General features: G+C 56.5%; 26 protein-coding genes and 1 tRNA gene. 19 read left to right on the forward strand and 8 right to left on the reverse strand.

Annotated features, from left to right (window positions below; translation table 11 throughout):
* The first annotated feature begins 8 nt into the window (after window positions 1-8).
* Window positions 9-1955 carry an alkyl/aryl-sulfatase gene (locus tag ACK4S7_RS02180; protein ID WP_409644070.1) on the forward strand — a complete coding sequence of 649 codons (1947 nt, stop codon included), beginning with the start codon at window positions 9-11 and terminating at the stop codon, window positions 1953-1955.
* Between the two features lie 299 nt (window positions 1956-2254).
* On the opposite strand, the gene mltG is transcribed toward ACK4S7_RS02180, so the two are convergent.
* From mltG to ACK4S7_RS02215, 7 genes are all read right to left on the reverse strand, one after another.
* Window positions 2255-3226: an endolytic transglycosylase MltG gene (gene mltG / locus ACK4S7_RS02185; protein ID WP_409644072.1), complete on the reverse strand. Its 972-nt coding sequence runs from the start codon at window positions 3224-3226 to the stop codon at window positions 2255-2257.
* 4 nt (window positions 3227-3230) lie between these two features.
* The gene (gene fabF, locus ACK4S7_RS02190) at window positions 3231-4487 is read right to left on the reverse strand and encodes a beta-ketoacyl-ACP synthase II (protein WP_409644074.1); all 1257 of its coding nucleotides are present in this window, start codon (window positions 4485-4487) and stop codon (window positions 3231-3233) included.
* A gap of 148 nt (window positions 4488-4635) precedes the next feature.
* Entirely contained in the window at window positions 4636-4869 is a 234-nt protein-coding gene (locus tag ACK4S7_RS02195) for an acyl carrier protein (protein ID WP_125229739.1), read from the reverse strand.
* A 92-nt stretch (window positions 4870-4961) separates the two neighbouring features.
* Window positions 4962-5699, reverse strand: coding sequence for a 3-oxoacyl-[acyl-carrier-protein] reductase (gene fabG, locus ACK4S7_RS02200; protein WP_409644077.1), 738 nt, complete (start codon window positions 5697-5699; stop codon window positions 4962-4964).
* Between the two features lies 1 nt (window position 5700).
* Window positions 5701-6504 carry a crotonase/enoyl-CoA hydratase family protein gene (locus tag ACK4S7_RS02205; RefSeq protein WP_409644079.1) on the reverse strand — a complete coding sequence of 268 codons (804 nt, stop codon included), beginning with the start codon at window positions 6502-6504 and terminating at the stop codon, window positions 5701-5703.
* The gene (gene fabD / locus ACK4S7_RS02210; protein WP_409644081.1) at window positions 6504-7442 is read right to left on the reverse strand and encodes an ACP S-malonyltransferase; all 939 of its coding nucleotides are present in this window, start codon (window positions 7440-7442) and stop codon (window positions 6504-6506) included. The genes ACK4S7_RS02205 and fabD overlap by 1 nt, the downstream gene beginning before the upstream one ends.
* Before the next feature lie 36 nt (window positions 7443-7478).
* Complete coding sequence (locus ACK4S7_RS02215) at window positions 7479-8315, reverse strand: LD-carboxypeptidase (RefSeq protein ID WP_409644119.1); 837 nt, start codon at window positions 8313-8315, stop codon at window positions 7479-7481.
* Window positions 8316-8483: 168 nt separating this feature from the next.
* On the opposite strand from ACK4S7_RS02215, the gene murC reads away from it, so the two are divergent.
* The 18 genes from murC to ACK4S7_RS02305 all read left to right on the forward strand — a co-directional run bounded on the left by murC (window position 8484) and on the right by ACK4S7_RS02305 (window position 22826).
* The gene (gene murC, locus ACK4S7_RS02220) at window positions 8484-9878 is read left to right on the forward strand and encodes a UDP-N-acetylmuramate--L-alanine ligase (protein ID WP_409644083.1); all 1395 of its coding nucleotides are present in this window, start codon (window positions 8484-8486) and stop codon (window positions 9876-9878) included.
* A gap of 161 nt (window positions 9879-10039) precedes the next feature.
* Window positions 10040-10489, forward strand: coding sequence for a 30S ribosomal protein S6 (rpsF, locus tag ACK4S7_RS02225; RefSeq protein ID WP_409644085.1), 450 nt, complete (start codon window positions 10040-10042; stop codon window positions 10487-10489).
* A gap of 3 nt (window positions 10490-10492) precedes the next feature.
* Window positions 10493-10717 (forward strand): 30S ribosomal protein S18, encoded by a 225-nt coding sequence (gene rpsR, locus ACK4S7_RS02230; protein ID WP_143774744.1) that lies wholly within the window; start codon window positions 10493-10495, stop codon window positions 10715-10717.
* 11 nt (window positions 10718-10728) lie between these two features.
* Window positions 10729-11403 carry a 50S ribosomal protein L9 gene (gene rplI, locus ACK4S7_RS02235; RefSeq protein WP_409644087.1) on the forward strand — a complete coding sequence of 225 codons (675 nt, stop codon included), beginning with the start codon at window positions 10729-10731 and terminating at the stop codon, window positions 11401-11403.
* A gap of 158 nt (window positions 11404-11561) precedes the next feature.
* A complete protein-coding gene (locus tag ACK4S7_RS02240; RefSeq protein WP_409644089.1) occupies window positions 11562-12068 on the forward strand; it encodes a 2'-5' RNA ligase family protein in 507 nt (168 codons plus the stop codon).
* 76 nt (window positions 12069-12144) lie between these two features.
* Window positions 12145-12221, forward strand: a tRNA-Met gene (locus ACK4S7_RS02245).
* Between the two features lie 153 nt (window positions 12222-12374).
* A complete protein-coding gene (locus ACK4S7_RS02250; RefSeq protein ID WP_409644091.1) occupies window positions 12375-13124 on the forward strand; it encodes a histidine phosphatase family protein in 750 nt (249 codons plus the stop codon).
* Window positions 13117-14010 (forward strand): NAD(P)H-hydrate dehydratase, encoded by an 894-nt coding sequence (locus ACK4S7_RS02255; RefSeq protein ID WP_409644093.1) that lies wholly within the window; start codon window positions 13117-13119, stop codon window positions 14008-14010. The genes ACK4S7_RS02250 and ACK4S7_RS02255 overlap by 8 nt, the downstream gene beginning before the upstream one ends.
* A 96-nt stretch (window positions 14011-14106) precedes the next feature.
* Complete coding sequence (locus ACK4S7_RS02260; protein WP_409644095.1) at window positions 14107-14808, forward strand: Crp/Fnr family transcriptional regulator; 702 nt, start codon at window positions 14107-14109, stop codon at window positions 14806-14808.
* A gap of 98 nt (window positions 14809-14906) precedes the next feature.
* Complete coding sequence (gene ccoN / locus ACK4S7_RS02265) at window positions 14907-16565, forward strand: cytochrome-c oxidase, cbb3-type subunit I (RefSeq protein ID WP_409644097.1); 1659 nt, start codon at window positions 14907-14909, stop codon at window positions 16563-16565.
* Window positions 16566-16577: 12 nt separating this feature from the next.
* A complete protein-coding gene (ccoO, locus tag ACK4S7_RS02270) occupies window positions 16578-17321 on the forward strand; it encodes a cytochrome-c oxidase, cbb3-type subunit II (RefSeq protein WP_409644099.1) in 744 nt (247 codons plus the stop codon).
* Window positions 17318-17479: a cbb3-type cytochrome oxidase subunit 3 gene (locus tag ACK4S7_RS02275; RefSeq protein ID WP_409644101.1), complete on the forward strand. Its 162-nt coding sequence runs from the start codon at window positions 17318-17320 to the stop codon at window positions 17477-17479. The genes ccoO and ACK4S7_RS02275 overlap by 4 nt, the downstream gene beginning before the upstream one ends.
* Window positions 17469-18401 (forward strand): cytochrome-c oxidase, cbb3-type subunit III, encoded by a 933-nt coding sequence (gene ccoP, locus ACK4S7_RS02280; RefSeq protein WP_409644103.1) that lies wholly within the window; start codon window positions 17469-17471, stop codon window positions 18399-18401. The genes ACK4S7_RS02275 and ccoP overlap by 11 nt, the downstream gene beginning before the upstream one ends.
* Window position 18402: 1 nt before the next feature.
* Entirely contained in the window at window positions 18403-19845 is a 1443-nt protein-coding gene (gene ccoG / locus ACK4S7_RS02285; RefSeq protein WP_409644121.1) for a cytochrome c oxidase accessory protein CcoG, read from the forward strand.
* Entirely contained in the window at window positions 19842-20309 is a 468-nt protein-coding gene (locus tag ACK4S7_RS02290) for a FixH family protein (RefSeq protein WP_409644105.1), read from the forward strand. Before ccoG ends, ACK4S7_RS02290 begins: the two co-directional genes overlap by 4 nt.
* Entirely contained in the window at window positions 20306-22435 is a 2130-nt protein-coding gene (locus ACK4S7_RS02295; RefSeq protein WP_409644107.1) for a heavy metal translocating P-type ATPase, read from the forward strand. The genes ACK4S7_RS02290 and ACK4S7_RS02295 overlap by 4 nt, the downstream gene beginning before the upstream one ends.
* On the forward strand, window positions 22432-22584 hold the full coding sequence (gene ccoS / locus ACK4S7_RS02300) for a cbb3-type cytochrome oxidase assembly protein CcoS (protein ID WP_409644109.1): 153 nt from the start codon (window positions 22432-22434) through the stop codon (window positions 22582-22584). Before ACK4S7_RS02295 ends, ccoS begins: the two co-directional genes overlap by 4 nt.
* An 8-nt stretch (window positions 22585-22592) precedes the next feature.
* Complete coding sequence (locus ACK4S7_RS02305) at window positions 22593-22826, forward strand: hypothetical protein (RefSeq protein ID WP_409644111.1); 234 nt, start codon at window positions 22593-22595, stop codon at window positions 22824-22826.
* Window positions 22827-22883: 57 nt separating this feature from the next.
* On the opposite strand, the gene ACK4S7_RS02310 is transcribed toward ACK4S7_RS02305, so the two are convergent.
* Entirely contained in the window at window positions 22884-23546 is a 663-nt protein-coding gene (locus ACK4S7_RS02310) for an OmpW/AlkL family protein (protein WP_409644113.1), read from the reverse strand.
* Window positions 23547-23761 lie beyond the last annotated feature (215 nt).

The raw sequence follows: 23761 nt of genomic DNA on the forward strand, positions 1-23761 counted from the left end.
GAAGCAGGATGCAAAGAATTTTATGGGCGGTTTTGTTGAGCACCGCGTCAGCGACGGGCGCAGGGGCACAGGACCAAAAGCCGGCCTCTGACGCTACAAAAGCAGCTCAGCACAGTGTTATGGCGCAGCTTCCCGTTGAAGATGGCCGCGACCTCGATTTTGCCGACCGCGGCTTTATGGGATCGCTGTCTGACCCCATCATCACCAACAAGGATGGCAAGCCTGTCTGGAATCTGGGCGCATATGACTGGATGAACAATGGCGTATCGCCGGACACCGTCAACCCGAGTCTTTGGCGGCATATGGAGTTGCTGCGCAAGCATGGCCTTTTTGCCGTAACTGACAATGTCTGGCAGGTCCGCGGTTTCGATGTGTCGAACATGACAATCATCCAGGGGCAGACGGGGTGGATTATCATCGACCCGCTGACGAGCCGCGATACCGCTGCGGCGGCGCTACGGCTGATCAATGAGAAGCTGGGCACGCGGCCAGTCACGGCTGTTATCTATAGCCACAGCCATGGCGACCATTTTGGCGGCGTGCGGGGAATCGTCAATGAAGCCGACGTTAAGGCAGGCAAGGTTGCGATCATCGCGCCCGAGCAATTCCTCGCCGAAACCGCCTCAGAAAATGTCATGGCAGGTCCAGCCATGGGCAGGCGCGCGACATTTCAGTTTGGCAGCAACCTGACGCCCGGCCCGCAGGGGCAAATGGGCAGCGGCATTGGCAAAGGGATCGGTGGCGGTGACATCACGCTCATCCCGCCAACGATCGACATCCGCAAGACAGGCGAATTGCGCGAAGTCGACGGTGTCACGCTTGAATTCCAGATGGTGCCGCAGTCCGAGGCGCCTGCCGAAATGAACATCTATATGCCTGCTTCACGGACATTTCTGGCGGCAGAAATCGCGACCTGCACATTGCACAATATCCTGACGCCGCGCGGTGCGAAGGTTCGCGATACACTCGGTTGGGCCGGGTTTCTCAACGAAGCCGTCAACCTATATGGCGACCGAAGCGACATCATCGTTTCAAGCCATTGCTGGCCGCGCTTTGGTCAGTCGGAGGTCAAGGGTTGGCTATCCGGGCAGCGCGATAACTACCGCTATCTGCATGACCAGACAGTCCGCATGATGAACAAGGGCATGACTCAGGCGGAGATTGCAGAGATATTGAAGGCGCCGCCTGCCATTGGCGATCAATGGTTCAACAAGGGCTATTATGGCACCTATAGCCATAATTCGAAGGCGATTTATCAATATTATCTAGGCTGGTATGATGCAGTCCCTGCCAATCTCAACCCGCATCCGCCAGAAGTGCGCGCAGCCAAATTGGTTGCGGCGATGGGAGGCGCAAAAAAGGTGGTGGCAGAGGCGAAGAGGGCGATGAAGGCGGGCGACTATCGTTGGTCGTCGGACCTGTTGAACCAACTCGTATTTGCTGATCCCAAACATGCGGAGGGGCGGGCATTACTGGCGGACAGCTATGAACAGCAAGGCTATCAGGCCGAATCCGCCATTTGGCGCAACATGTTCCTGTCGGGCGCGCGCGACCTGCGGGAGGGCTTGAAGGCAGGGGTTAACGCCCAAAGCATTGACATGATTTCGGCTATCCCGACCGGCCTGCTACTGGATTCCGTGTCCACCCGGTTGGATCCCATGATCATCGGTGACACAGCGCTCGCATTAAATTTCGTGATTTCGGACCGAAAGGAAACGGCAAAAATCACTGTCGGTAATTCCGTGATGTTCAGCGAAATGGGCAAGGCGCATGCTGCACCCGCTGTGACAGTGACAGGCCCGCGCCAGTTGTTTCTTGGTTTGCTGTTCCTCAAGATGCCAGCAGCGCAATTGCAGATGGCGGGATTGAAAATCGAGGGCGACCGGGCGGCAATCGAAAAGCTTCAGGCTGCGCTTGATCCGATTCCGGGTGCGTTCAACATTGTGGAGCCGTAACCGGTGCCCTAAACAGGGAAGTGGCCATCAATCGCAGCAAGGGGATCGCGAAAGGTCACACTAGGGTCTCACCTAAAACGACTCCGAAGGCACGTGCTAAGTAGCTGATTGCATGCCCTTGCAGCCTCTGGGCGGTTAACAATGTGCCTAGCCAAATTGGCAGGCCAAATCCTACATTGCAAGAGAAACGACAGTAACTTTATTCGGGTCTTGATCCCTCTTATACTTTTGGTCCGCGCTCCATTGCTGCGCGGTAGCCGCATTCAGGTGGCGGCAGGAATTACAAGAAGGTAACTGAGTCACATTTCCCCGCGTTCGCGGCGGATGGCGTACCATTTTTGGACGTTGGCATTGTGCTCTTGCAGGGTGTCTGCAAAAATATGTCCCCCCTTACCGTCAGCCACGAAATAATATGCAGTGGTCTTTTGCGGGTTCAGCACGGCAGCGATGGCGGCACGTGACGGGTTGGCGATTGGCCCTTTGGGCAGGCCGGTCATGGCGTAAGTATTATAGTCGTTCACATCGGCAATTTCGGACTGCCGAATGCGACGGCCAAGTGGCTTGCCTTTTGTGATCGGGTAAATGATCGTGGGGTCCGCCTGCAACATCATGCCGGTGCGCAAGCGATTGGAATAAACCCCCGCGACGATCCGCAGTTCGGATTTCAGCGCGGTTTCTTTTTCGACAATCGACGCGAGCGTGAGCGCCTCTATCTGAGTTTTAACCATTGCGTTCGGGCTTCGCTTTGGCCATAACTCGGCCATCGCCTTGTTCATCGCATCCTGCATGCGCTTGAGCACAGCGGCGCGTGGCTCATTTTTGTCAAAGGCATAGCTATCTGGCAGAACCGAGCCTTCCGCAGGAACGGAAATGCTGCCGGTTAGCTGTTCATTGGCCATGAGCCGTTCGTAGACCATGATTGACGGCATACCCTCAGGGATGGTGACCATGCGCTGCACGGTTTTCCCGCCCGTCAGGATCGACAAAATGTCCGAGTTCGAAGCCTTTGCCGGAATAATAAATTCACCAGCCTTAATCGTGCTGCTTGCGCCAAAAACCTTTGCCCGGCTTACAAAAGCGTCAGCCGATTTGACGATACCGCTTTTTTCAAGCTGTCTGGCCGCTGAGGTGATGCTTGACCCCGGTTTGATCACAACCGTCGTTTCGCGCTCCAGCTGGCCGGGCGAGGTCCAGCCATAGATAAAATTTCCAGCGATTACCGCAAGCAGCAGCGCCGCCGCAATGATCGCCCATTTGGCGATGCGGCGCATAATGTCAGATCGCCTTCATGATCAGGCTGGCATTGGTGCCGCCGAAGCCGAAGCTGTTGTTAAGTACTGCCTTCACTTCGCGCTTCTTGGCAACATGCGGGACGAGGTCAACGCCTTCGGTCCCTTCGTCCGGATTGTCGAGATTAAGCGTTGGGGGCACAATCTGGTCACGCAGGGCGAGGATGCAGAAAATGCTTTCAACTGCTCCAGCGCCGCCGAGCAAATGGCCGATGGCGGATTTGGTCGAGCTCATCGAGACTGTGGATATCGCATCACCGAAGAGGCGCTTTACGGCACCCAGTTCAATGGTATCGGCCATGGTCGACGTACCATGGGCGTTGATATAATCGATATCAGATGGCGTCATTCCGGCCTTTTTCAACGCCATTTGCATCGAACGAAAAGCACCGTCACCTTCCGGGTGCGGTGCAGTTACGTGATAGGCATCGCCCGATAGGCCATAGCCAACAACTTCGGCATAAATCTTCGCGCCCCGCGCCTTGGCATGTTCATATTCTTCCAGAACGACGACACCGGCGCCTTCGCCCATGACAAAGCCGTTGCGGTCCTTGTCATAAGGGCGGCTGGCGGCCTCGGGGCGGTCATTATAGCTCATATTCAGCGCGCGTGCCTGCGCAAAGCCGGCGATACCAAGCGGGTTAACGGTGCCTTCTGCGCCGCCTGCAAGCATGATGTCGGCATCATCATCGCGGATCATACGCGCGGCATCGCCGATAGAATGCGCGCCAGTGGAACAGGCGGTTACAACCGCGTGGTTCGGTCCTTTCAGACCATATTTGATGCTTACTTGACCGGAAATGAGATTGATCAACCGGCCATGTACGAAATGCGGGCTGACGCGGCCTGGTCCTTTTTCAGCGAGCAACAAAGCTTCGCTTTCAATACCTGGAAGACCGCCAATGCCGGACCCTATTGAGCAGCCCGCACGAACCTTTTGTTCTTCGGTCAACTCGGAAAGACCAGCATCTTCTAGCGCCTGGCCCGCAGCATCAATACCATAAATGATGAATGGATCGACTTGACGCTGCACCTTGTGGTCCACGCGCTTGTCAGGGTCAAAGCCCCATGGATGATCCTTTGGCTTTACCTCGCAGGCGATCAGGCATTTCTGATCACTGGCGTCAAAATGTGTGATCATGCCCGCGCCGGACTTTCCGGCGATGAGGTTGGTCCAAGTGGTTTCTACATTTCCACCCAAGGGCGTAACCAGACCTAATCCGGTGACCACGACACGACGCATTGCGTTATCTCCAAAATTTATTCTGTACAGCCCAATACTGTGAACAGGGGCCAATATGCAAACGGCTTTCCGACTGGAGCGCTGTTGACGCTGGCCGGAAAGCCGTTTGAATTTCTATCTGACCGCGCAGCAAAGCGCCCTTAACGGCTTATCCGTTGCTGTTGATGAAATCGATCGCGTCCTTGACGGTGGCGATCTTTTCAGCCGCATCATCAGGGATTTCGACGTTGAATTCTTCTTCAAACGCCATAACCAACTCTACGATGTCAAGGCTGTCTGCACCTAGATCATCGATGAAGCTTGCCGCCTCGGTGACCTTGTCAGCTTCAACGCCGAGATGTTCGACTACGATTTTTTTGACCCGTTCCGCGGTATCGCTCATTTTTGTGCCCCTTATTGGTTGGGATGATGAATTTCAGGACTCGCCCTAATGTCCAGATTGCCCGCTGGCAAGTGGCAAGCGACGCTTATACGTCAAAGCATCGCCATCCCGCCGTTCACATGGATTGTCTGGCCAGTGATATAGCCAGCCTCTTTCGAGGCGAGATAGGCAACTGCCGCGCCAATGTCGGAACCCTCGCCCATGCGGCCCATCGGGATGCGCGCATTCAGCGCCTCTTTCTGGGCATCGGGCAAGCTTTCGGTCATGGCTGTCGCGATAAAGCCGGGTGCAACGCAATTGGCCGTAACATTACGGCTGGCGAGTTCCTGTGCGATGGCTTTGGTCATTGCGGTGAGGCCGCCTTTGGATGCTGCGTAATTGGCCTGACCAGGATTGCCGGTGGTGCCGACGACACTGGTGATGGTGATGATCCGGCCAAACCGCGCCTTCATCATTGGCTTAGTGGCAGCGCGTATCAGGCGGAACGTCGATTCAAGGTTGATACGGATGACGTCGTCCCACTCTTCATCCTTCATGCGCATCGTCAGGTTATCGCGCGTGACGCCGGCATTGTTGACGAGAATATCGATTTTGCCCAGTTGTTCGAGCGCGGCTGGAACAAGTGCCTCAACGCTGTCCTTGTCGCTCAGGTTGCAGGGAACCGCCACATGTTCGCTGCCCAGAGATGCCCTGAAGGCCTCCAGTTTTTGCACGTTGGAACCCGATACTGCAAGGCGCGCACCTTGCGCTGCCAACGCCTGACAGATTGCACTGCCAATCCCGCCCGATGCGCCAGTGACGAGCGCAGTCATGCCTGTAAGATCGAACATATTACTCTCCCTTGAACTCAGGTGCGCGCTTTTCCAGAAACGCGGTGATGGCTTCGTCATTGTCTGCCGTGGCGTGCGCCAGGCTTTGCATTGCCGCAGACATTTCGAGGATATTTTTCAGGTCCGCTGTCTGGCCTTCCCGCAAAAGCCGTTTGGTCATACGAACGGCATGGGTGGGGTTCGCAGCGATCTTGTCCGCAACCTTGCGCGCGGCGGCCATCAAGTCGGCGTCATCCACCACTTGCGAAACAAGCCCGATCCGCAACGCTTCGGCAGCGTCAATGGTCTCACCCGTCAAGGCAAGCTCTGTGGCTTTGGAAAAGCCGACTATCCGGGGCAGCAGCCACGCACCGCCGTCGCCCGGTGTGATCCCCAATCGCACGAAGCTCTCTGCGAATTTGGCGGAGGATGCGGCAATGCGGATGTCGCACATTGTCGTCAGGTCAAGCCCTGCGCCAATTGCAGCGCCGTTGACAGCAGCGATGACCGGAACTTCAAGCGCCTGAAACATTAGGGGAAGCCGCTGGATGCCGTATTTGTAATTTCGCCGTGTTTCCGCAGGCAGTCCTGCCCGCAGGCCGCCGCTGTCGGGACGCATCTGCTTCAGGTCACCGCCCGATGAAAATACCGATCCGGCTCCTGTCAAAATTACGCAGCGAACGGAGATATCCTGATCGGCAGTCATGAACGCATCGCACATCTGATCAACCACCGCGACATCGGAAATCGGGTTGCGCTTTTCCGGCATATTCAGCGTGATGGTCAATATGCCGCCATCGCGTGTCTGGAGGATCTGGTCAGTCATTATATCGCTTTCAATAAGGCTTCGATGTCATCCATGCTGATGACGCTGGATGTGGCAATGTCCTCCCCAGCGCTGCGCTTTACCATTGGCGAAAGCACCTTTCCGCCGAACTCTGCGAAATGAGTCACGCCCGCGTCCGCCATGGCAATCGCTGACTCGCGCCAGCGCACACGGCCAGTGACCTGCTGCACCAATTGCGCAGCAATGGTTGCGGGATCGGACACAGGCGCTGCCGTGACATTGGCGAACAGAGGCACCAGAGGCGCGTGGATCGTTGTTGTCGCAAGCGCGCTGGCCATGTCATCGGCGGCGGGTTGCATCAATGGGCAGTGGAACGGGGCAGAGACTGGCAACAGGATACCGCGCTTGATGCCATGGTCCTTGGCCATCGCAATCGCGCGGTCAATCGCTGCCTTATGCCCTGAGATAACCACCTGTGACGGGTCATTGTCATTGGCAACGGTGCAGGTTTCCCCTTCCGCAGCAGCAGCGGCCAGGGCTTCGGCTTTCTCTATGTCCGCGCCGAGCAATGCTGCCATGGCGCCAATGCCGACCGGGACGGCCGCCTGCATCGCGCGACCACGCAGCTTAAGCAGCGCGGCGGTAACCGACAGCGGTAATGCGCCAGCAGCGCACAATGCAGTATATTCACCCAGCGAATGGCCAGCGACAAAATTGCATTTTTCGGACAAACGCACGCCGCCTTCGGTTTCCAGCACGCGCAAGGTGGCGATGGCATTGGCCATGATCGCAGGTTGTGCATTTTCGGTGAGGGTAAGCTCGCTTTCCGGGCCCTCGCACATCAGGCGGAAAAGATGCTGGCCAAGGGCTTCGTCGATCTCTTCAAACACCGCGCGGGCTGTAGGGCTGGCTTCGGCAAGCGCTTTGCCCATGCCAACGGCCTGGCTGCCTTGCCCTGGAAAGATAAATGCGCGCATGTTTGCTCCTGTCGGTCCGTGATTGTGCAAAATCGCCTATGGCGCGGCGCTGGATGTTGCAAGCCCGAACGGAACGATGCGGTTATCTGCATCATGGCCGATGTCCGCGCGACCGAGATAGTTTATGCCGATTTTGGTGCACCAGCGCCGCGCGATTTCCTCGGCACCTTCGCCAAATGGCCGGTCATTGTCGGGCACATCACTTACGCGGCCCAGACGCAACCCGGCGAGCCCTGCCGACTTTAAATGGCTGGTGACATGAAAAAACGCGCGGTCATAGCCATAGAGATATTCGCTCACCTCCTCGACCATCAGCACATGGTCTTTCAGGTCTGGCATTAATGGCGTGCCTGCCATCATCGCCAAGGTCATAAGGTTGAACGCGGCGTGCTTTTCGCCCGCCTGCACATGCGGTTCAAGTGCATGGGGCGATGCGTTCAGCATCCAATCGAGCGCGCGCAGCACGGCAGCCTCACCGCCACACCGTCTTATATCTGCCGGCATCGGTCCGTGGCATGCGCGGCCAACTTTTGCTGCGTACAGGGCGCCAAGCAGGTTACCCGCGTCGCTATATCCCATATAGATCTTGTCCCCTGCTGCCGATTTCAGCGCAGCAACAGCGTCTTCGGCAATGCGACACGCGCCATAGCCGCCGCGCACAAACCAGACGGCGTCAAAGCCGGGGTCATTGGCGAGGTCGACAAAAGCGTCGCAGCGGGCATGGTCGGGTCCTGCAAAATGTCCTGCTTCGACGAAGCATTGGTCGTGAAAGAAGAGATCGGCTGCCGGGTGCGCAGTCGCGGCGAGCCCAGTAACCCGCGCTGCGTCGTCCCGTGTGAAGGGAGTGGATGGTGCGCAAATGCCTATCCGCATAACGCATCCGCTTTCCCGGACGTCGTCTTTCCCGCGCTGGCGGGAATCCAGTTCCGGCTCGTAATGTTTCGACACAGCGGGAGTTGGCCCCCCGCCTGCGCGGGGGTGACGAACTTTTGTATATATAGCACCATTGCCAAATTCATGTTCCGGCCATAACCGCCACCCATGCACAAAAACAAATCCTATTTCTTCTGTGGCATTGGTGGATCGGGCATGTTGCCGCTGGCAAACATCGTCCGCGACGCAGGCGCCAGTGTTTCCGGTTCTGACCGGGCGTTGGATCAGGGGCGCTTGGGACCGAAATTCGAATGGCTGCAAAGCCTTGGCATCCATCTTTTTCCACAAGACGGGAGCGGCCTTACCAGCGGCGACCAGATTCTCATCGCTTCAGCCGCAATTGAGGACAGTGTGCCCGACATCGCAAAAGCTAAAGCACTCGGCTGTGCTCGCATGACGCGCGCCGAATTGCTTGCCGACCTGTTCAACGCCGCCCCGCGCAGCGTTGCTGTTGGTGGAACGAGCGGTAAGTCGACCGTTACCGGAATGATCGGCTGGATATTGACGGAGGCTGGTCTTGATCCCAGCATCATGAACGGCGCGGTGATGAAAAACTTCGTTGCCGATGACGCACCCTTTGCCAGCGCTCGGGTCGGGCAGGGCGAGGTCTTTGTCAGCGAAGTAGACGAGAGCGATGGCTCTATTGCATTGTTCACGCCCGAAGTCGCCGTGCTCAACAATGTCAGTCTCGATCACAAGACGCTTGAAGAATTGCGGCAGTTGTTTGGCGACTTCGCCAAAAAAGCGAAAGTCTGTGTCTGGAACACCGACGACGCGGAAACGGCGGCACTGATTGCGCCAATGAACCTGTCCGGCGCAGTGAGCTTCGGATTTGGGCCAGACTCAGCGTTTCGCGCGACTGACATAACGGACCTACCGCTTGGGAGCCGGTTCATGCTCCAAGCGCTGGGCGAAACACATGACGTAACATTGACCGTCCCCGGCAGGCACAATATCGCCAACGCCCTTGCAGCTATTGCCGCAAGCGTCGCGCTTGGCGTGGGCGTAGCGCAGGCGGTACAAAGTGTTGAGCGGTTCAACGGCCTTGCCCGCCGTTTTGATATCGTAGGCACTGCCAACGACATTACCGTTATCGACGATTTTGGCCACAACCCGGACAAAATTGCCGCCACGCTCGCCACGCTTAAAGCTTTTTCGGGCCGCATCATCGCGTTCTTTCAACCCCATGGCTATGGACCGATCCGCGTTATGGGGAGCGAACTTGCCACCGTGTTTGCAGATATGCTGGGGCAGGACGATCATCTGCTCCTCTGCGACCCGGTTTATTTCGGCGGCACCGTCGACAAAAGCCTTGGCAGCCAGAGCATCACGGACGCCGTTACCAAAGCTGGTCGTAACGCTGAATATATTGCAACCCGCGAAGGCTGCGGCAACCGGATCGCTGAACTGGCGCGGCCCGGCGACCGGATCGTCATCATGGGCGCGCGGGACGACACATTGAGCGGGTTTGCGGGGGATGTGTTGAAGCGACTGTCGGTGTAACTAGCCTTCGCGTTTCCCGATCTGGCCGAATCGCTTGCTTTTCCCGCAAATCCCACCTAAGCGCCCCACTTCGCTCGGGGTAACCCTTGTGAATTTGAAGAAGGCCGGAGGGGCGTATGCATGGTGCTGCGTCAGCGATCGGTAGGAACAAGGAAACGCCCATGTCTCTGTACGAGCATGTATTTTTGGCGCGCCAGGACCTTTCACAGGCCCAGGTAGATGCGCTGGCTGAAAACGCCACCAAGATTGTGGAAGACAATAATGGCAAGGTCATCAAGACCGAAACCTGGGGTCTTCGCACATTGACCTACAAAATTCAGAAGAACCGCAAAGCGCATTTCGTAATGCTCGACATCGATGCTTCGGGCGACACAATCGCCGAGCTTGAGCGTCAGACACGCATGAACGAAGACATCATTCGTTACATGACCGTCCGCGTTGACGAGCATGAAAAAGGCCCATCGGTCATGATGCGCAAGAGCGACCGTCCCGAGCGCAGCGAACGCGGCGACCGTGGCGGATTTGGTGGCGGCGATCGTGATCGCGGCGCACCTCGTCCAGATCGTGGCGACCGCCCCGATCGCGCACCCCGTGCAGAGCAGGAGGCTTAAATTATGGCACGTCCGTTTTTCCGTCGCCGCAAGTCCTGCCCATTTCAGGGTAAAGATGCGCCGAAGATCGATTATAAAGATGTACGCCTGCTTCAGGGTTACATTTCAGAGCGTGGCAAGATTGTACCGTCGCGCATCACCGCCGTTTCGGCAAAGAAGCAGCGTGAATTGGGCCAAGCTATCAAGCGCGCCCGTCACATCGGCCTTCTGCCGTATATCGTGAAGTAGGAGCCGAAAACATGGATATCATACTTCTCGAACGCGTTGAAAAGCTTGGTGCAATTGGTGACGTCGTCACCGTGAAGGACGGCTATGCCCGTAACTTCCTGCTGCCAAACAAGAAAGCGCTCCGTGCGAACGAAGCCAACCGCAAGGTTTTTGAAGCTAACCGCGCAAAAATCGAAAGCGACAACGCATCACGCCGTGACGAAGCCCAGAAGGCATCGGGCAGTGTTGAAGGCAAGCAGATCGTTCTGATCCGCGCAGCTTCGCAGACTGGCCAGCTTTATGGTTCGGTCTCGGTCAAGGACATCGTTGACGGTCTCGTTGCCCAGGACGCCAAGGTTACCAAGAGCATGATCGTGCTGGAACGCCCGATCAAGACACTTGGCGTATTTAGCGTTAAGGTTGTTCTGCACCCCGAAGTCACCGTCAATGTTCAGGTCAATGTGGCCCGTTCGGATGACGAAGCTGAACTGCAGAAGGACGGCGTTAACGTTCTCGACCAGATGTTCGAAGCCGAACAGGCCGAGATTGCTGCTGAAGCCATCGAAGCGCAGGTTGAAGCCGAAGTTGCATCTGACGCAGCCGACGCCGCTGAAGCTGCTGCCAACGCAAAGCGCCGTGAAGAGCAAGCTGCAGCCAAGGCTGCTGCTGAAGCTGCTGGCCTTTCGGCTGAGGCTGACGAAGCTTAAAGCTTTCGTTACCCGCATTCAAAAAGCCGCCTTGTTGCAAGACAGGGCGGCTTTTTTGTATCTTAGCTGCACGTCAGGGCGACGTCTGGTGGCCAAATTGGAGGCGATATAGCGTTGGCTGTGGCAGCGCCGCGCCAAATATTCTAGCACTCCGCACTATGACCGCCCCAATCATCATCACCGCCGAAATGGGCAAATCCGATCAGGCATGGGCCAACGGACTTCGGCGCACCCATTTTCCCGTGGAACGCAATTTTTTGGATGCCCATATTACCCTGTTCCATCATTTGCCGCCAAGTCATCTGCCTGAAATCAAATCCAGATTGGCTGCGCTTGTCACTGAATATGCTGCGCCGATTGCGCGGGTCAGCGATGTCATGCTGCTGGGCAAGGCGGTGGCGTTTCGTGTGGACAGCCCCGAATTGCTAGCCATGCGCGATGATTTGGCTGACGCATTTCGCGGGCTGCTGGTCCCGCAAGATCAGGCAGCGCCAAAATTACATATCACTGTCCAGAACAAGGTTGCGCCCACCGCGGCAAGGGCACTCCAGGCAAAGTTGTCGGAAACCTTTCAGCCACGTCCACTGATCATTTCCGGCCTATTGGCCTATTATTATCGTGGCGGGCCCTGGGAGCAGATCGGTCGATGGGCATTTCGCCGCTGACAATGCTTGACCCGCTTTCACCCCGCGCTTATAGCGCCGCGTGCTTCCCAGCAAAGGCCGGGATTCACGCTTGGATGGCGAAGTAGCTCAGCTGGTTAGAGCGGTGGAATCATAATCCATAGGTCGGGGGTTCAAGTCCCTCCTTCGCTACCATCCACTTGCAGTCCGATGTGTCGACAAGGTCCGCATCTGTTGCATTTTTCCGCATCTGTCCGGACATGCCTGTCCAGATTTGTCTGCATGGAACCAATCGCCAAGGCTTCTGTTTCTAATTCCTAGACGTTTGGATTGCCGGAAAGGGATTGCGTGACGCCGAGATGGCCAGCGAGATTATGGATATTGCGACACGGGCAGAGCGCCGGAAACGTTGCGCGTGATGCGGCCGATATGGCCGGGCTTGAACGGATCGTTCTCGAACATCGCGACGTGGATGTGCCTTTGTCCGATCTGGGCCATTCCCAAGCGCATGCGCTTGGCGATTGGTTTGCCACGCAAAGTGGCGACCGCCCGGATGTAATATTGACATCACCTTATCTTCGCGCGCGCCAGACTGCAGAGACTATCGGGTCATATCTTGATGGAGCCATAGTCTGCACCGACGAACGCCTCCGCGAAAAAGAATTTGGAATTCTGGACGGATTGACCACTATTGGCGTGCGCTCGCATCATCCTGAACAGGCCGCGTTTCGCGCGACCTTGGGCAAGTTTTACCATCGCCCGCCGGGCGGAGAAAGCTGGGTTGACGTCATCTTCCGTCTGCGCGCCATGCTTGATACGATTTCACTGCATCATGGCGGCAAAAATGTTATGATCGTCGCGCACCAGGTCGTTGTTTTATGCCTACGCTACATCATCGAACATATGGACGAAGATGAGATACTGACAATTGATAAGGCCGGCGATGTGGCCAATTGTTCGGTCACCGAATATCATTTCCAACCGAATGAAGGCGACGGCCGTCTTGAGCTTTTGCGTTACAATTCCGTGCACGCACTGGCGCAGGAGGGTTCCGACATCACCGCGGAACCAGACCCGATGATTGCCGCCCGTGGCTGAGGCGATAATTCCCCTCGACAGCAACTGGCTTCGCGCTCACCCCTTGCCCGTCCCAGCCCACAACACCGACAAGAACGCGCGGGGGCGGGTGTGCGTTGTGGGCGGCAGCCGCATGGTGCCGGGCGGCGTGGCTTTGACAGCAGAAGCGGCCCTTCGCGCTGGTGCCGGCAAAGTACGGGTGGCCACAATCGCAAGCTGCGCCATTGGGCTTGGTATCGCCTTGCCCGAGGTTGGCATATTGGCCTTGGACGAAACGTCAGATGGTCATGTCGATATATCGCGCGTTGCACCGGAGCACTTGCCAGACCATTGCGATGCACTGGTGCTTGGTCCGGCGATGTGGAGCAAAGATGCTGCTGCGGATTTGATTGCAGCGCTCATCGTTTCGCATAACGATGATGCCAACAGTCCGGTGTATATACTCGACGCAGCGGCGTTGGGAGCGCTGCCTGCATTTGCCGAGACCACGGGCGGGCGGCGGCACCCGCTTGTTCTGACGCCGCATGCTGGCGAACTTGCGGACCTGACAGGATATAGCGCGGAGGAAATTGACGCTGACCCATGCGGGGTGCTTCGCGAAGCAGTCGAGACATTTGATGCCGTGGTAATGCTTAAAGGCGCTACATCTTATGTAAGTGCACCCGGAGAAGGCATTTATGGCTTTGCCGGCGGCGGCGCAGGATTGGCAACGGGAGGATCGGGTGACGTGCTTGCCGGTATCGTGGCTGGCCTCGCTGCACGTGGCGCGCCGCCATTCGAAGCTTTGCTGTGGGCGATTTGGCTGCATGGGGAAGCAGGGCGGCGTTGTGCAGAACAAATTGGATCAATCGGCTATTTATCGCGCGAACTATTGGTGCGCATTCCTGGCCTGATGCACGCTATCTAAAGTGAGATAGCGACAATAATGTCCAAAAAAACATAAATATAGAAAGTTACACCATGAGCGGTTGCTCCATTTTCGTGCGGGCGCTACAACGTAGCTATGAAAGACTGCGCCCAATGCATTGTTCGTAACCGCGCGATTTGCGCCGGCTTGGAGCCTGATGAGCTAGAGGTCCTGGGTCAACTGGGCCGGAAGCAAAAGGTCGCCAAGGGCCAGACTGTGGTTTGGGAGGGGGATGACTCCGTAGTCGTCGCCAATGTCATTGAAGGTGTGCTCAAGGTTTCCATGAGCATATCTGACGGCCGCGAGCAGATTGTCGGCATTGTGTTTTCTTCCGATTTTATCGGGCGTCCTTTCGGTCAGCAGAGCCCATATAGCGTGACGGCTCTCACCGATGCCGAATTGTGCATTTTTTCCCGTTCGACATTTGACAGCTTCGCTCGGCAACACCCGGAGTTGGAACATAAGCTTTTGCGCCGCACGCTAAACGAGCTTGATCGCGCGCACGAATGGATGCTGCTGCTCGGTAAGAAAACCGCGACCGAACGCATAGCAACGCTGTTGCTGGAAATGTCCGCCCGCTTGGGTGAGACGGGTTGTTCAGCGGACGAAACCGCGCTGGATGCATTCCAATTACCGCTTGATCGGCAGCAAATGGGCGATGTCCTTGGGCTGACGATCGAAACTGTGAGTCGTCAGCTTTCGAAGCTCAAAGCTGATGGCGTTATTAATCTACCCGACCGCCGCACCGTTGCAATCCAGGATCGGGATCGTCTGCAGGATATTGCAGCGGCGGCGTAGCGCACTTTTTTGTTTGGTTGATCTGAATCAAGGAATGTCTTGCTGCGCTGCGGCAAGCACGTCCCTGACGCACTAGTCTTGCAGCTCGGGGAAAAAATATGGATTCGCTACTATCACGCGTCGGCGTATGGTTTTTCATAGCATTACTGGCTTTGATGGCCATGGCATTGGGGGCTGACCAGGCATACTCGGTTCATATGGGGATTGTGTGCGTCGCAGCACTGCTTGCGATGGCCGCGTCCATGAACAAGTTTGATTTTCTAACGCAGCGTTTCGCCGCGATTGGTGGTCCCGCGTTGCAATCGCAATATGATGATGACCCGATCCGTTGGGGCGTCATTGCGACAATGTTCTGGGGCATTGCCGGTTTTACTGTCGGACTGATCATCGCGCTTCAGCTCGCGTTTCCTTTACTGAATCTCAACCTCGAATATACCACATTTGGTCGGTTGCGCCCGCTGCACACATCCGCGGTAATATTTGCGTTCGGCGGCAATGCGTTGATCGCAACGAGCTTCTACGTCGTGCAGCGTACGTGCCGGGCAAGGCTCGCTTTCCCCGGTCTCGCCCGTTTCGTGTTCTGGGGTTATCAGCTTTTCATCGTGCTTGCCGCCACAGGCTACATAATGGGCGTGACCGAGGCAAAGGAATATGCCGAACCGGAATGGTATGTCGATATTTGGCTCACCGTCGTCTGGGTCAGCTATTTGGCCGTGTTTGTGGGCACGTTGGTCAAGCGCAAGGAGCCGCACATCTATGTTGCGAACTGGTTCTACCTGAGCTTCATCATCACAATTGCCATGCTGCATCTGGTAAATAACCTGTCGATGCCGGTCAGCATCTTTGGGTCGAAAAGCTACAGCGCCTTTGCGGGTGTGCAAGATGCGCTGACCCAATGGTGGTATGGTCATAATGCCGTCGGATTTTTCCTGACCGCCGGTTTCCTTGCGATGATGTATTATTTCGTTCCCAAGCAAGCCGAACGGCCGGTTTATTCCTATCGCCTTTCCATCGTTCACTTCTGGTCGCTGATCTTCCTCTATATCTGGGCCGGGCCACACCATTTGCATTATACCGCCTTGCCTGACTGGGCGCAGACATTGGGAATGGTGTTCTCCATCATTTTGTGGATGCCCAGCTGGGGCGGGATGATCAATGGTCTGATGACGCTGAATGGCGCATGGGACAAGATCCGCACTGACCCGATCATCCGCATGATGGTCATGGCACTCGCTTTCTACGGCATGAGCACCTTTGAAGGTCCAATGCTGTCGATCAAGGCAGTTAACAGCCTGTCGCATTATACCGACTGGACAATCGGCCATGTGCACAGCGGTGCATTGGGCTGGAACGGCATGATCACCTTTGCCTGCCTTTATTATCTGTTCCCGCGTCTTTGGGGCCGTAGCCGCATGTATTCGCTGCGGATGATCAACTGGCACTTCTGGCTCTCGACGCTTGGCATCGTGTTCTACGCATCGGCCATGTGGGTTTCAGGTATCATGCAAGGCCTGATGTGGCGTGAATATGGAGCCGACGGCTACCTCGTCTATTCCTTTGTCGAAACAGTCGCCGCGATGTTCCCGATGTACCTCATCCGCGCTTTTGGCGGGCTACTCTACCTCTCCGGTGCCTTGGTGATGGTCTACAATGTCTGGATGACTGTTGCCGGACATCTGCGGGAAGAAAAGTCCATGACAGAAACCCCGCATAATCCAGAGGCCGACCGCCCCTATGTAGCCGTTCCGGCCGAATAAGGATTTTTGACCATGACAAGCAAAACCGAAGCTGGCTTCAGCCACAAGAAACTGGAACGCAACGTCACGTTGCTTGGCCTGTGTGCATTGGGTGCGGTCGCGATTGGCGGCATAGTGGAAATTGCCCCGTTATTCTGGATCGATTCCACAGTGGAAAAGGTGGATGGGATGCGGCCGTACACACCGCTGGAGCTGACCGGACGCAATATTTATATGCGCGAAGGCTGCTATGTCTGCCACAGCCAGATGATCCGCCCGTTCAAGGATGAGATCGAGCGCTACGGGCCCTACAGCCTGGCTGCCGAAAGCATGTACGATCACCCGTTCCAATGGGGGTCAAAACGCACTGGGCCCGATTTGGCGCGCGTTGGAGGGCGCTATTCCGACGAATGGCATAGCGCCCATTTGAAAGACCCGCGCAGCGTCGTGCCTGAATCGATCATGCCGCCTTATGCCTTTCTGGCTGATAAACCCGTAAAAACCGGTGGCATGTCCGGGCATTTGACTGCGCTGTCGCGGGTTGGCGTACCGTACACCGAAGAAGCGATTGCTGCCGCCGACGCTGACCTTGTTGCCCAAGCTGATCCCAATGCTGATGCCGCTGCACTCAAGGGGCGTTATCCAAAAGCGCAGGCGCGCGATTTTGACGGAAATCCGGCGCAAGTGACGGAAATGGATGCTGTCATTGCCTATTTGCAGATGCTTGGCACGCTGGTGGACCATCAAAAGGCGAAAGCCTTTGAGCAACCACGATGAACTATAACGATCTCCGGCATTTTGCCGACAGCTGGGGGCTGGTGATGATGGGGATATTGTTCCTCATTCTCATCCTGTGGCCCTTCCGCAAAGGGGCAGCACAACGCAACGAAGATGCGGCAAACATCATTTTCAGGGACGAAGACAATGGCGGATAACAAGCGGATCGACGAACCGACCGGCACACAAACGGTTGGCCACGAGTGGGACGGTATCGAAGAACTCGACACCCCGATGCCCCGTTGGTGGGTTATCTCTTTTTGGGCCACGATCATTTGGGGACTGGCCTATGTGGTGCTTTACCCGGCGATCCCTATGGCTAATAGCGCCACGCAGGGCGTTCTCAATTGGACCAGTCGCGGCGAACTTGAAACCGAGATGAAGGCAGAGACTTTGCGTCGTGCACCCATGACGAGTGCATTGGCAGCGATCCCTGTGGAACAGCTCGCAAATGACGAACGTCTGTATCAAGCTGCGGTTGAGGGCGGTCGTGCGGCCTTTAAGGTGCATTGCGTCCAGTGCCATGGATCGGGTGCAGCCGGATCAAAAGGCTATCCCAATCTCAACGATGATGATTGGCTGTGGGGTGGTGATCTGGGTGCCGTTCACTTTACGCTGGAACACGGCATCCGTCAGCCAGATCATGATCAGACCCGCTTTTCACAGATGCCGGCCTTTGCAGGTGTAATCAGCAATAATGAGATTGACGCGGTTACGTCTTACGTCCGTTCACTGTCTGGCCTAGAAAAGGCGAGTGCCAAATCAGCCGCTGGCGCAACGACTTTTGCGAATAATTGTGCCTCGTGTCATGGTGCAGACGGCAAGGGCATGCGCGATTTGGGCGCGCCAAATCTTGCGGATGGCATCTGGTTATATGGCGGTGATGCGGCCTCGATTACGACGACGATCAATCAGGCGCGTTATGGCGTCATGCCGCGCTGGAACAACCGGCTTGATCCAGTAACGATCAAGATGCTTGCTGCGTATGTGCATTCGCTGGGCGGCGGAGAAGCTACGCCCGCGGCGGTTGCCCCTTTAGTCGCTGATCCGGCCAGGGTGGCCGCCAATGTCGCGAACTGACATGCTGGCACCCCGTCCTCCTGCGCTTTATGCAGCGCGGAAGGGTGTGTATCCAAAATCGGTCGACGGGTTTTTCCGGCGGTTGAAATGGGCAATAATGGCGGTGACGCTCGCCATTTATTATATCACGCCATGGATCCGGTGGGACCGCGGACAATATGCGCCCAACCAAGCGGTCCTGGTCGATCTTGCCAATCGCCGATTTTACATGTTCCAGATCGAAATCTGGCCGCATGAATTTTATTATGTGGTTGGACTCCTCGTCATGGCTGGCATTGGGCTGTTCCTCGTGACCAGCGCGGTTGGCCGGGCCTGGTGCGGCTATGCTTGCCCCCAGACGGTCTGGACTGACCTGTTCCAGCACGTCGAACGCTTTTTCGATGGCGACCGCAATGCACAGATCCGGTTGGAAAAGGCGCCATGGGGTATTGAAAAAATATCCAAGCGCCTCTCCAAATGGGCCGTGTGGTTGTTCATCGCATTCTGGACGGGTGGCGCATGGATAATGTATTTTGCCGATGCGCCCACTCTGGTGCGCGACTTCTGGTCAGGTGAGGCTGCACCCGTAGCGTATGCAACCGTTGGTATACTAACGGCGACGACATTCGTATTCGGCGGCTTCATGCGCGAACAGGTCTGCATTTATATGTGCCCTTGGCCGCGCATTCAAACGGCAATGATGGACGAAAAATCATTGCTAGTGACCTACAAGGACTGGCGCGGTGAAAAGCGCGGTAGCCTGAAGCAAGCCCAGGCCAATCCGCTGGAATTCGGCGATTGCATTGATTGTAATCAGTGTGTTGCGGTGTGCCCCACAGGCATTGATATCCGGGAAGGGCCACAAATTGGCTGCATCACATGTGCCTTGTGCATTGATGCCTGCGATAACGTTATGGCGCAGATCGGAAAACCGCGCGGACTTATCGATTATTGCACGCTGGATGACGCAGTCGCCGAAAAATCGGGAGGACAGGCAACCCCGCCGATCAAGACACTCTTCCGGCCGCGCACAATCATCTATTTCGGGATATGGGCATCGATTGGCCTCGCAATGCTGTTCACCCTAGGACAGCGCACGCGCCTCGACCTTTCTGTCCAGCCTGATCGTAACCCGGTATATGTCCGGCTGTCCGACGGCTCGATCCGAAATAGCTACACCCTGAAAATCCGCAACATGGAAACGCGTCCACGCGTTGTCGACGTGACGATTGACGGATTGCCGGGTGCGGTCATGTGGACCGCCGACGGCAGCCGCGAATTCGCGAAGCAAGCCGTCAACTTCGCGGTTGCGCCGGACGCCGTGCACAAGGTGCGTCTGTTCATCGCCGCGCCGGCGGAGGGCCCTGTGCGTACCGAGTTCGGCATAACAACCCGTGCCCGCACCGGCGATGAGCGCGGTGACAATGACATGGTCATTTTTGAAAGGCCCGAGGCAGGACAATGAAAATTTTGGCAAACGGCAGATTTACCGGCTGGCACATGACCGCGATACTGGTGACGTTTTTTGGCGTGGTAATGGCAGTCAATTTCACCATGGCGCGAATGGCCGTGAGCAGTTTTGGCGGTACGGTTGTGGATAACAGCTATGTCGCCAGCCAGAAGTATAATAGCTGGTTGAATGCTGCCGCGCAGCAGGACAGGCTGGGGTGGACCGTCGCTGTGTCAATGGATGCAACACGCCACGTCCGCATTGATGCAAGTGCAAATGGCCTTGCAATCGCGCAGTTAAGCGCCGTTGGCGATGCGCTGCATCCGCTTGGCCGCGCCGACGATATCCAGTTGGCGTTTGTTGCGACGCCAGACGGCCAACTGTTGTCGACGAAGCCCTTGCCCTCGGGCCGGTGGAATTTGCGGCTTTCGCTTCGACGGGGACCTGATTTCTTCAAACTGGTGGAACAGGTGCAGTGAATGCATCCGTTGCCCTGACGCCTTCGGCCATATTGTCCCGATCCGACTTTGCGGTTCCGGCCATTCGCTGTGCCGGTTGTATCTCCAAGATTGAGCGCGGATTGGCAGCGCAGCCGGGAATTGCGCATGCCCGCGTGAATTTTACCGCAAAGCGCGTTTCTATTTCTCACCTGCCTGAAATGACCATTCCGCAACTTGTTGCTGCAATTGCGGACACAGGTTTCGAGGCGCAGGTTATTGCTGAGCTCCAAGGCGATCCTGCCACTGCTGAAGCACATCAACTGCTCAAGGCCATGGCAGTGTCGGGCTTTGCAATGATGAACATCATGTTGCTTTCCGTGTCGGTGTGGTCAGGCGCGACGGGCGTCACGCGCGACCTTTTTCATTGGCTGTCGGCGATGATTGCGCTGCCTACAGTGATATATTCGGGGCAGCCGTTTTTCCGCTCTGCTTGGAGCGCACTGCGTAAACGCCGGACAAATATGGATGTGCCGATCTCGATTGGCGTTTCGATTACCACGGCATTGAGCCTGTATGAGACATTCAACCATGGACAGCACGCCTATTTCGACGGTGTGGTTATGCTGTTGTTCTTTCTTCTCACGGGACGCTGGCTTGACGCCGTGATGCGCGACCGCGCCCGCGACGGGGTGAGCGCACTGCTGAAACAAACTGCGCCAGGCGCCATGGTGTTGCGCGCCGATGGCAAGACCGATTGGGTCGAAGCCGGCGCCCTGCATCCTAGCATGGATATGATCATCGCCGCTGGTGAACGTTTGGCGGCTGACGGAATTGTGATTGCGGGCAAAAGCAGTTTTGATTTGTCCCTGCTAACGGGAGAATCCGCCGCCCAAGCGGTAGATGTTGGCGATGTTGTTCATGCAGGCACTCTGAACATCGACGCGCCTGTCACGGTGCGCGTGACGGCGTCCGGCCCCGATACCGCTATTGCCGATATTGCCCGGCTGATGGAGCAGGCAGGCCAAAGCAAATCCGTCTATGTGCGCGTCGCCGACCGGGCGGCACGCTTTTATGCACCTGCCGTCCATACGCTTGCGCTGGCAAGTTTCGCCGGTTGGATGATCGCTGGCGCTGGCTGGCATGAAAGCCTGCTGATCGCCGTTGCAGTCTTGATCATCACCTGCCCTTGTGCGCTGGGCCTTGCGGTGCCCGCCGCACAGATTGTCGTCGCGGGAGCTTTGATGCGTGCGGGCATTTTGGTCAAAGACGGTAGCGCGCTTGAACGGTTGGCAGAGGTCGACCTCGCCATGTTCGACAAGACGGGAACGCTTACGCGCGGCAAGCCGGAGCCCATCAATCTGGCCAGCGCCGATGCTGTGCAAAAATCAGTCCTGCTGGCGCTTTCACGTTCAAGCCGGCATCCATTGTCCGAAGCCATTCGCCGTGCTTTGGAAGCCGACAATGTTGTCGCGGCTAAGATCGAACAGATATGTGAAACTGCAGGGTCCGGCATATTTGCAGTTTTCAATGGCAAAAAAGTTTCACTCGCACGGCCCGATGGGTCGTTGGCTTATGAGGGCCTTGCCACAGAGTTGCAGATGGAAGGTCGTGATCCACTTGCGGTATATTTTGCTGACCAGTTGCGGGCAGGTGCCTCAGAGACGCTGACCAAAATGGCGGCTATGGGCATCCGTTCATCCATCCTCTCCGGTGACCGGGCCACTTCGGTAGCGCCGGTTGCCCGCACATTAGGCGTGACCGCCCAGACGTCCATGCTGCCGCAAGACAAGCTTGACGCCATCGCGCGGCAACGAGCGGCAGGGCATAAGGTATTGATGGTGGGTGATGGCCTGAACGATGGGCCCGCATTGGCCGCAGGTTACGCATCGATGGCACCAGCATCGGCGAGCGATGCCGGGCAGCAAGCGGCAGATGTAGTTTTCATGGGCGATTCACTTGCCCCGGTTGCCACGACAATACGTGCCGCGCGGCGGACTCAACAGATCGTAAGGCAGAATTTCGTCCTGGCGATCGGCTATAATGTTATCGCTGTGCCGCTCGCAATTGGTGGATATGTCACGCCCTTAATTGCGGCTGCCGCAATGTCGGGTTCGTCGCTGATCGTGGTCGCCAATGCGCTACGGCTCAGAAGCGCAACACGATGAGTGGCCTCTTCCTCTTGATACCTGTGGCGCTTGGCCTAGGCCTTCTCGGTCTTGCTGCATTTTTCTGGTCGGTAACGAGCGGGCAGTTTGATGATGCTGATGGCGCTGCGCTGCGTATACTCATCGACGACGATGAAGACTACCCATGAGGGCAGCGATGACTTTGCTTGCGGGTTTGGCACTCATTGCGCCGCCAGTTCCTGTATTCGCGGGTTCGATCATGGTCGATGTCTGCGGGGAGCCGGGCGTCCGGGTTCCCCTCCCGGTCAAAATACCTGTGCCAGGCAAGAGCCATGACTGCTGCAAGAAAGGCTGCCACGCTGCCAATGAACGCAAGAAACGCGTCACTGGCGAAACGGATGATTTCGGCGACTGCGACGATTGCTGTTAACGCAAAAAAACGGCGCCCCTTGCGGAAGCGCCGTCCTTTATTGGGTCGATCTGACGGTTAGAAGCGGAAACCGACGCCGACACCAAACACCAATGGATCAAGACTGATCTTTACGCGTTGCGTACCGATTGCGGTTGTATCCAAACGTGCGGTGGTATCGATGTCGATATATTTGACATCGAAGTTGAGAAACATCTTTTCGTTCAGGTCAATGTCGATACCTGCCTGCGCGGCCCAACCAAAACTGTCCTTCAGATTGACATCGGTTTGGCCCACCGCTGCTTCCAATCCGGAAGATGGCTTTTCGGAGTAGAACATTGTGTAATTGACGCCTGCGCCGACATAGGGGCGAACGTTCGCATCAGGTGCGAAATGATACTGTACGGTAAGCGTTGGTGGCAGCACCCATGTCGATGCAAGCTTGCCGATGCCGCCAGTTGTACCGCTGGTACCGCTGGCATTATGCTTTGTCGTTGCGGCGATCAGTTCAAATCCCACATTGTCGGTGACCATATGTGTAATATCGATTTCAGGCATGATGCTGTCATTGACCTTCACCTTCTCCGACGGGAATGTTGGTAATATGCCGCCAGAAGTCTCAGTCGGTGAGACCATGATAGCCCGTACCCGTACGAACGTATCGCCAGCCTCGGCATAAGCGGGAGCCGAAAGCGCGCTTGCCGCGATCGCCGGTGCGGCCAGATATTTCCAAAATTGCATGTTATTTCCTTCTCGGTCTGTGGATCATCTTGCTGGACCCCCCAATGCCCGCCGTGGCAAAGGATCGCATTGATCCAAGGCAAGAAAAACGTTGATCGAGATCAAGGACAGGCACTGTCGACGCTGTTCAAATGCCGTCATGTGGACTTTCTACCCTGATCTTCTGGCGACCAATGTGCCGCGATATACAAGCTATCCTACGGCTGTGGAGTTTA

The sequence above is a fragment of the Sphingorhabdus sp. genome (assembly GCF_046292425.1).
In the GTDB taxonomy this organism is placed as follows: Bacteria; Pseudomonadota; Alphaproteobacteria; order Sphingomonadales; family Sphingomonadaceae; genus Sphingorhabdus_B.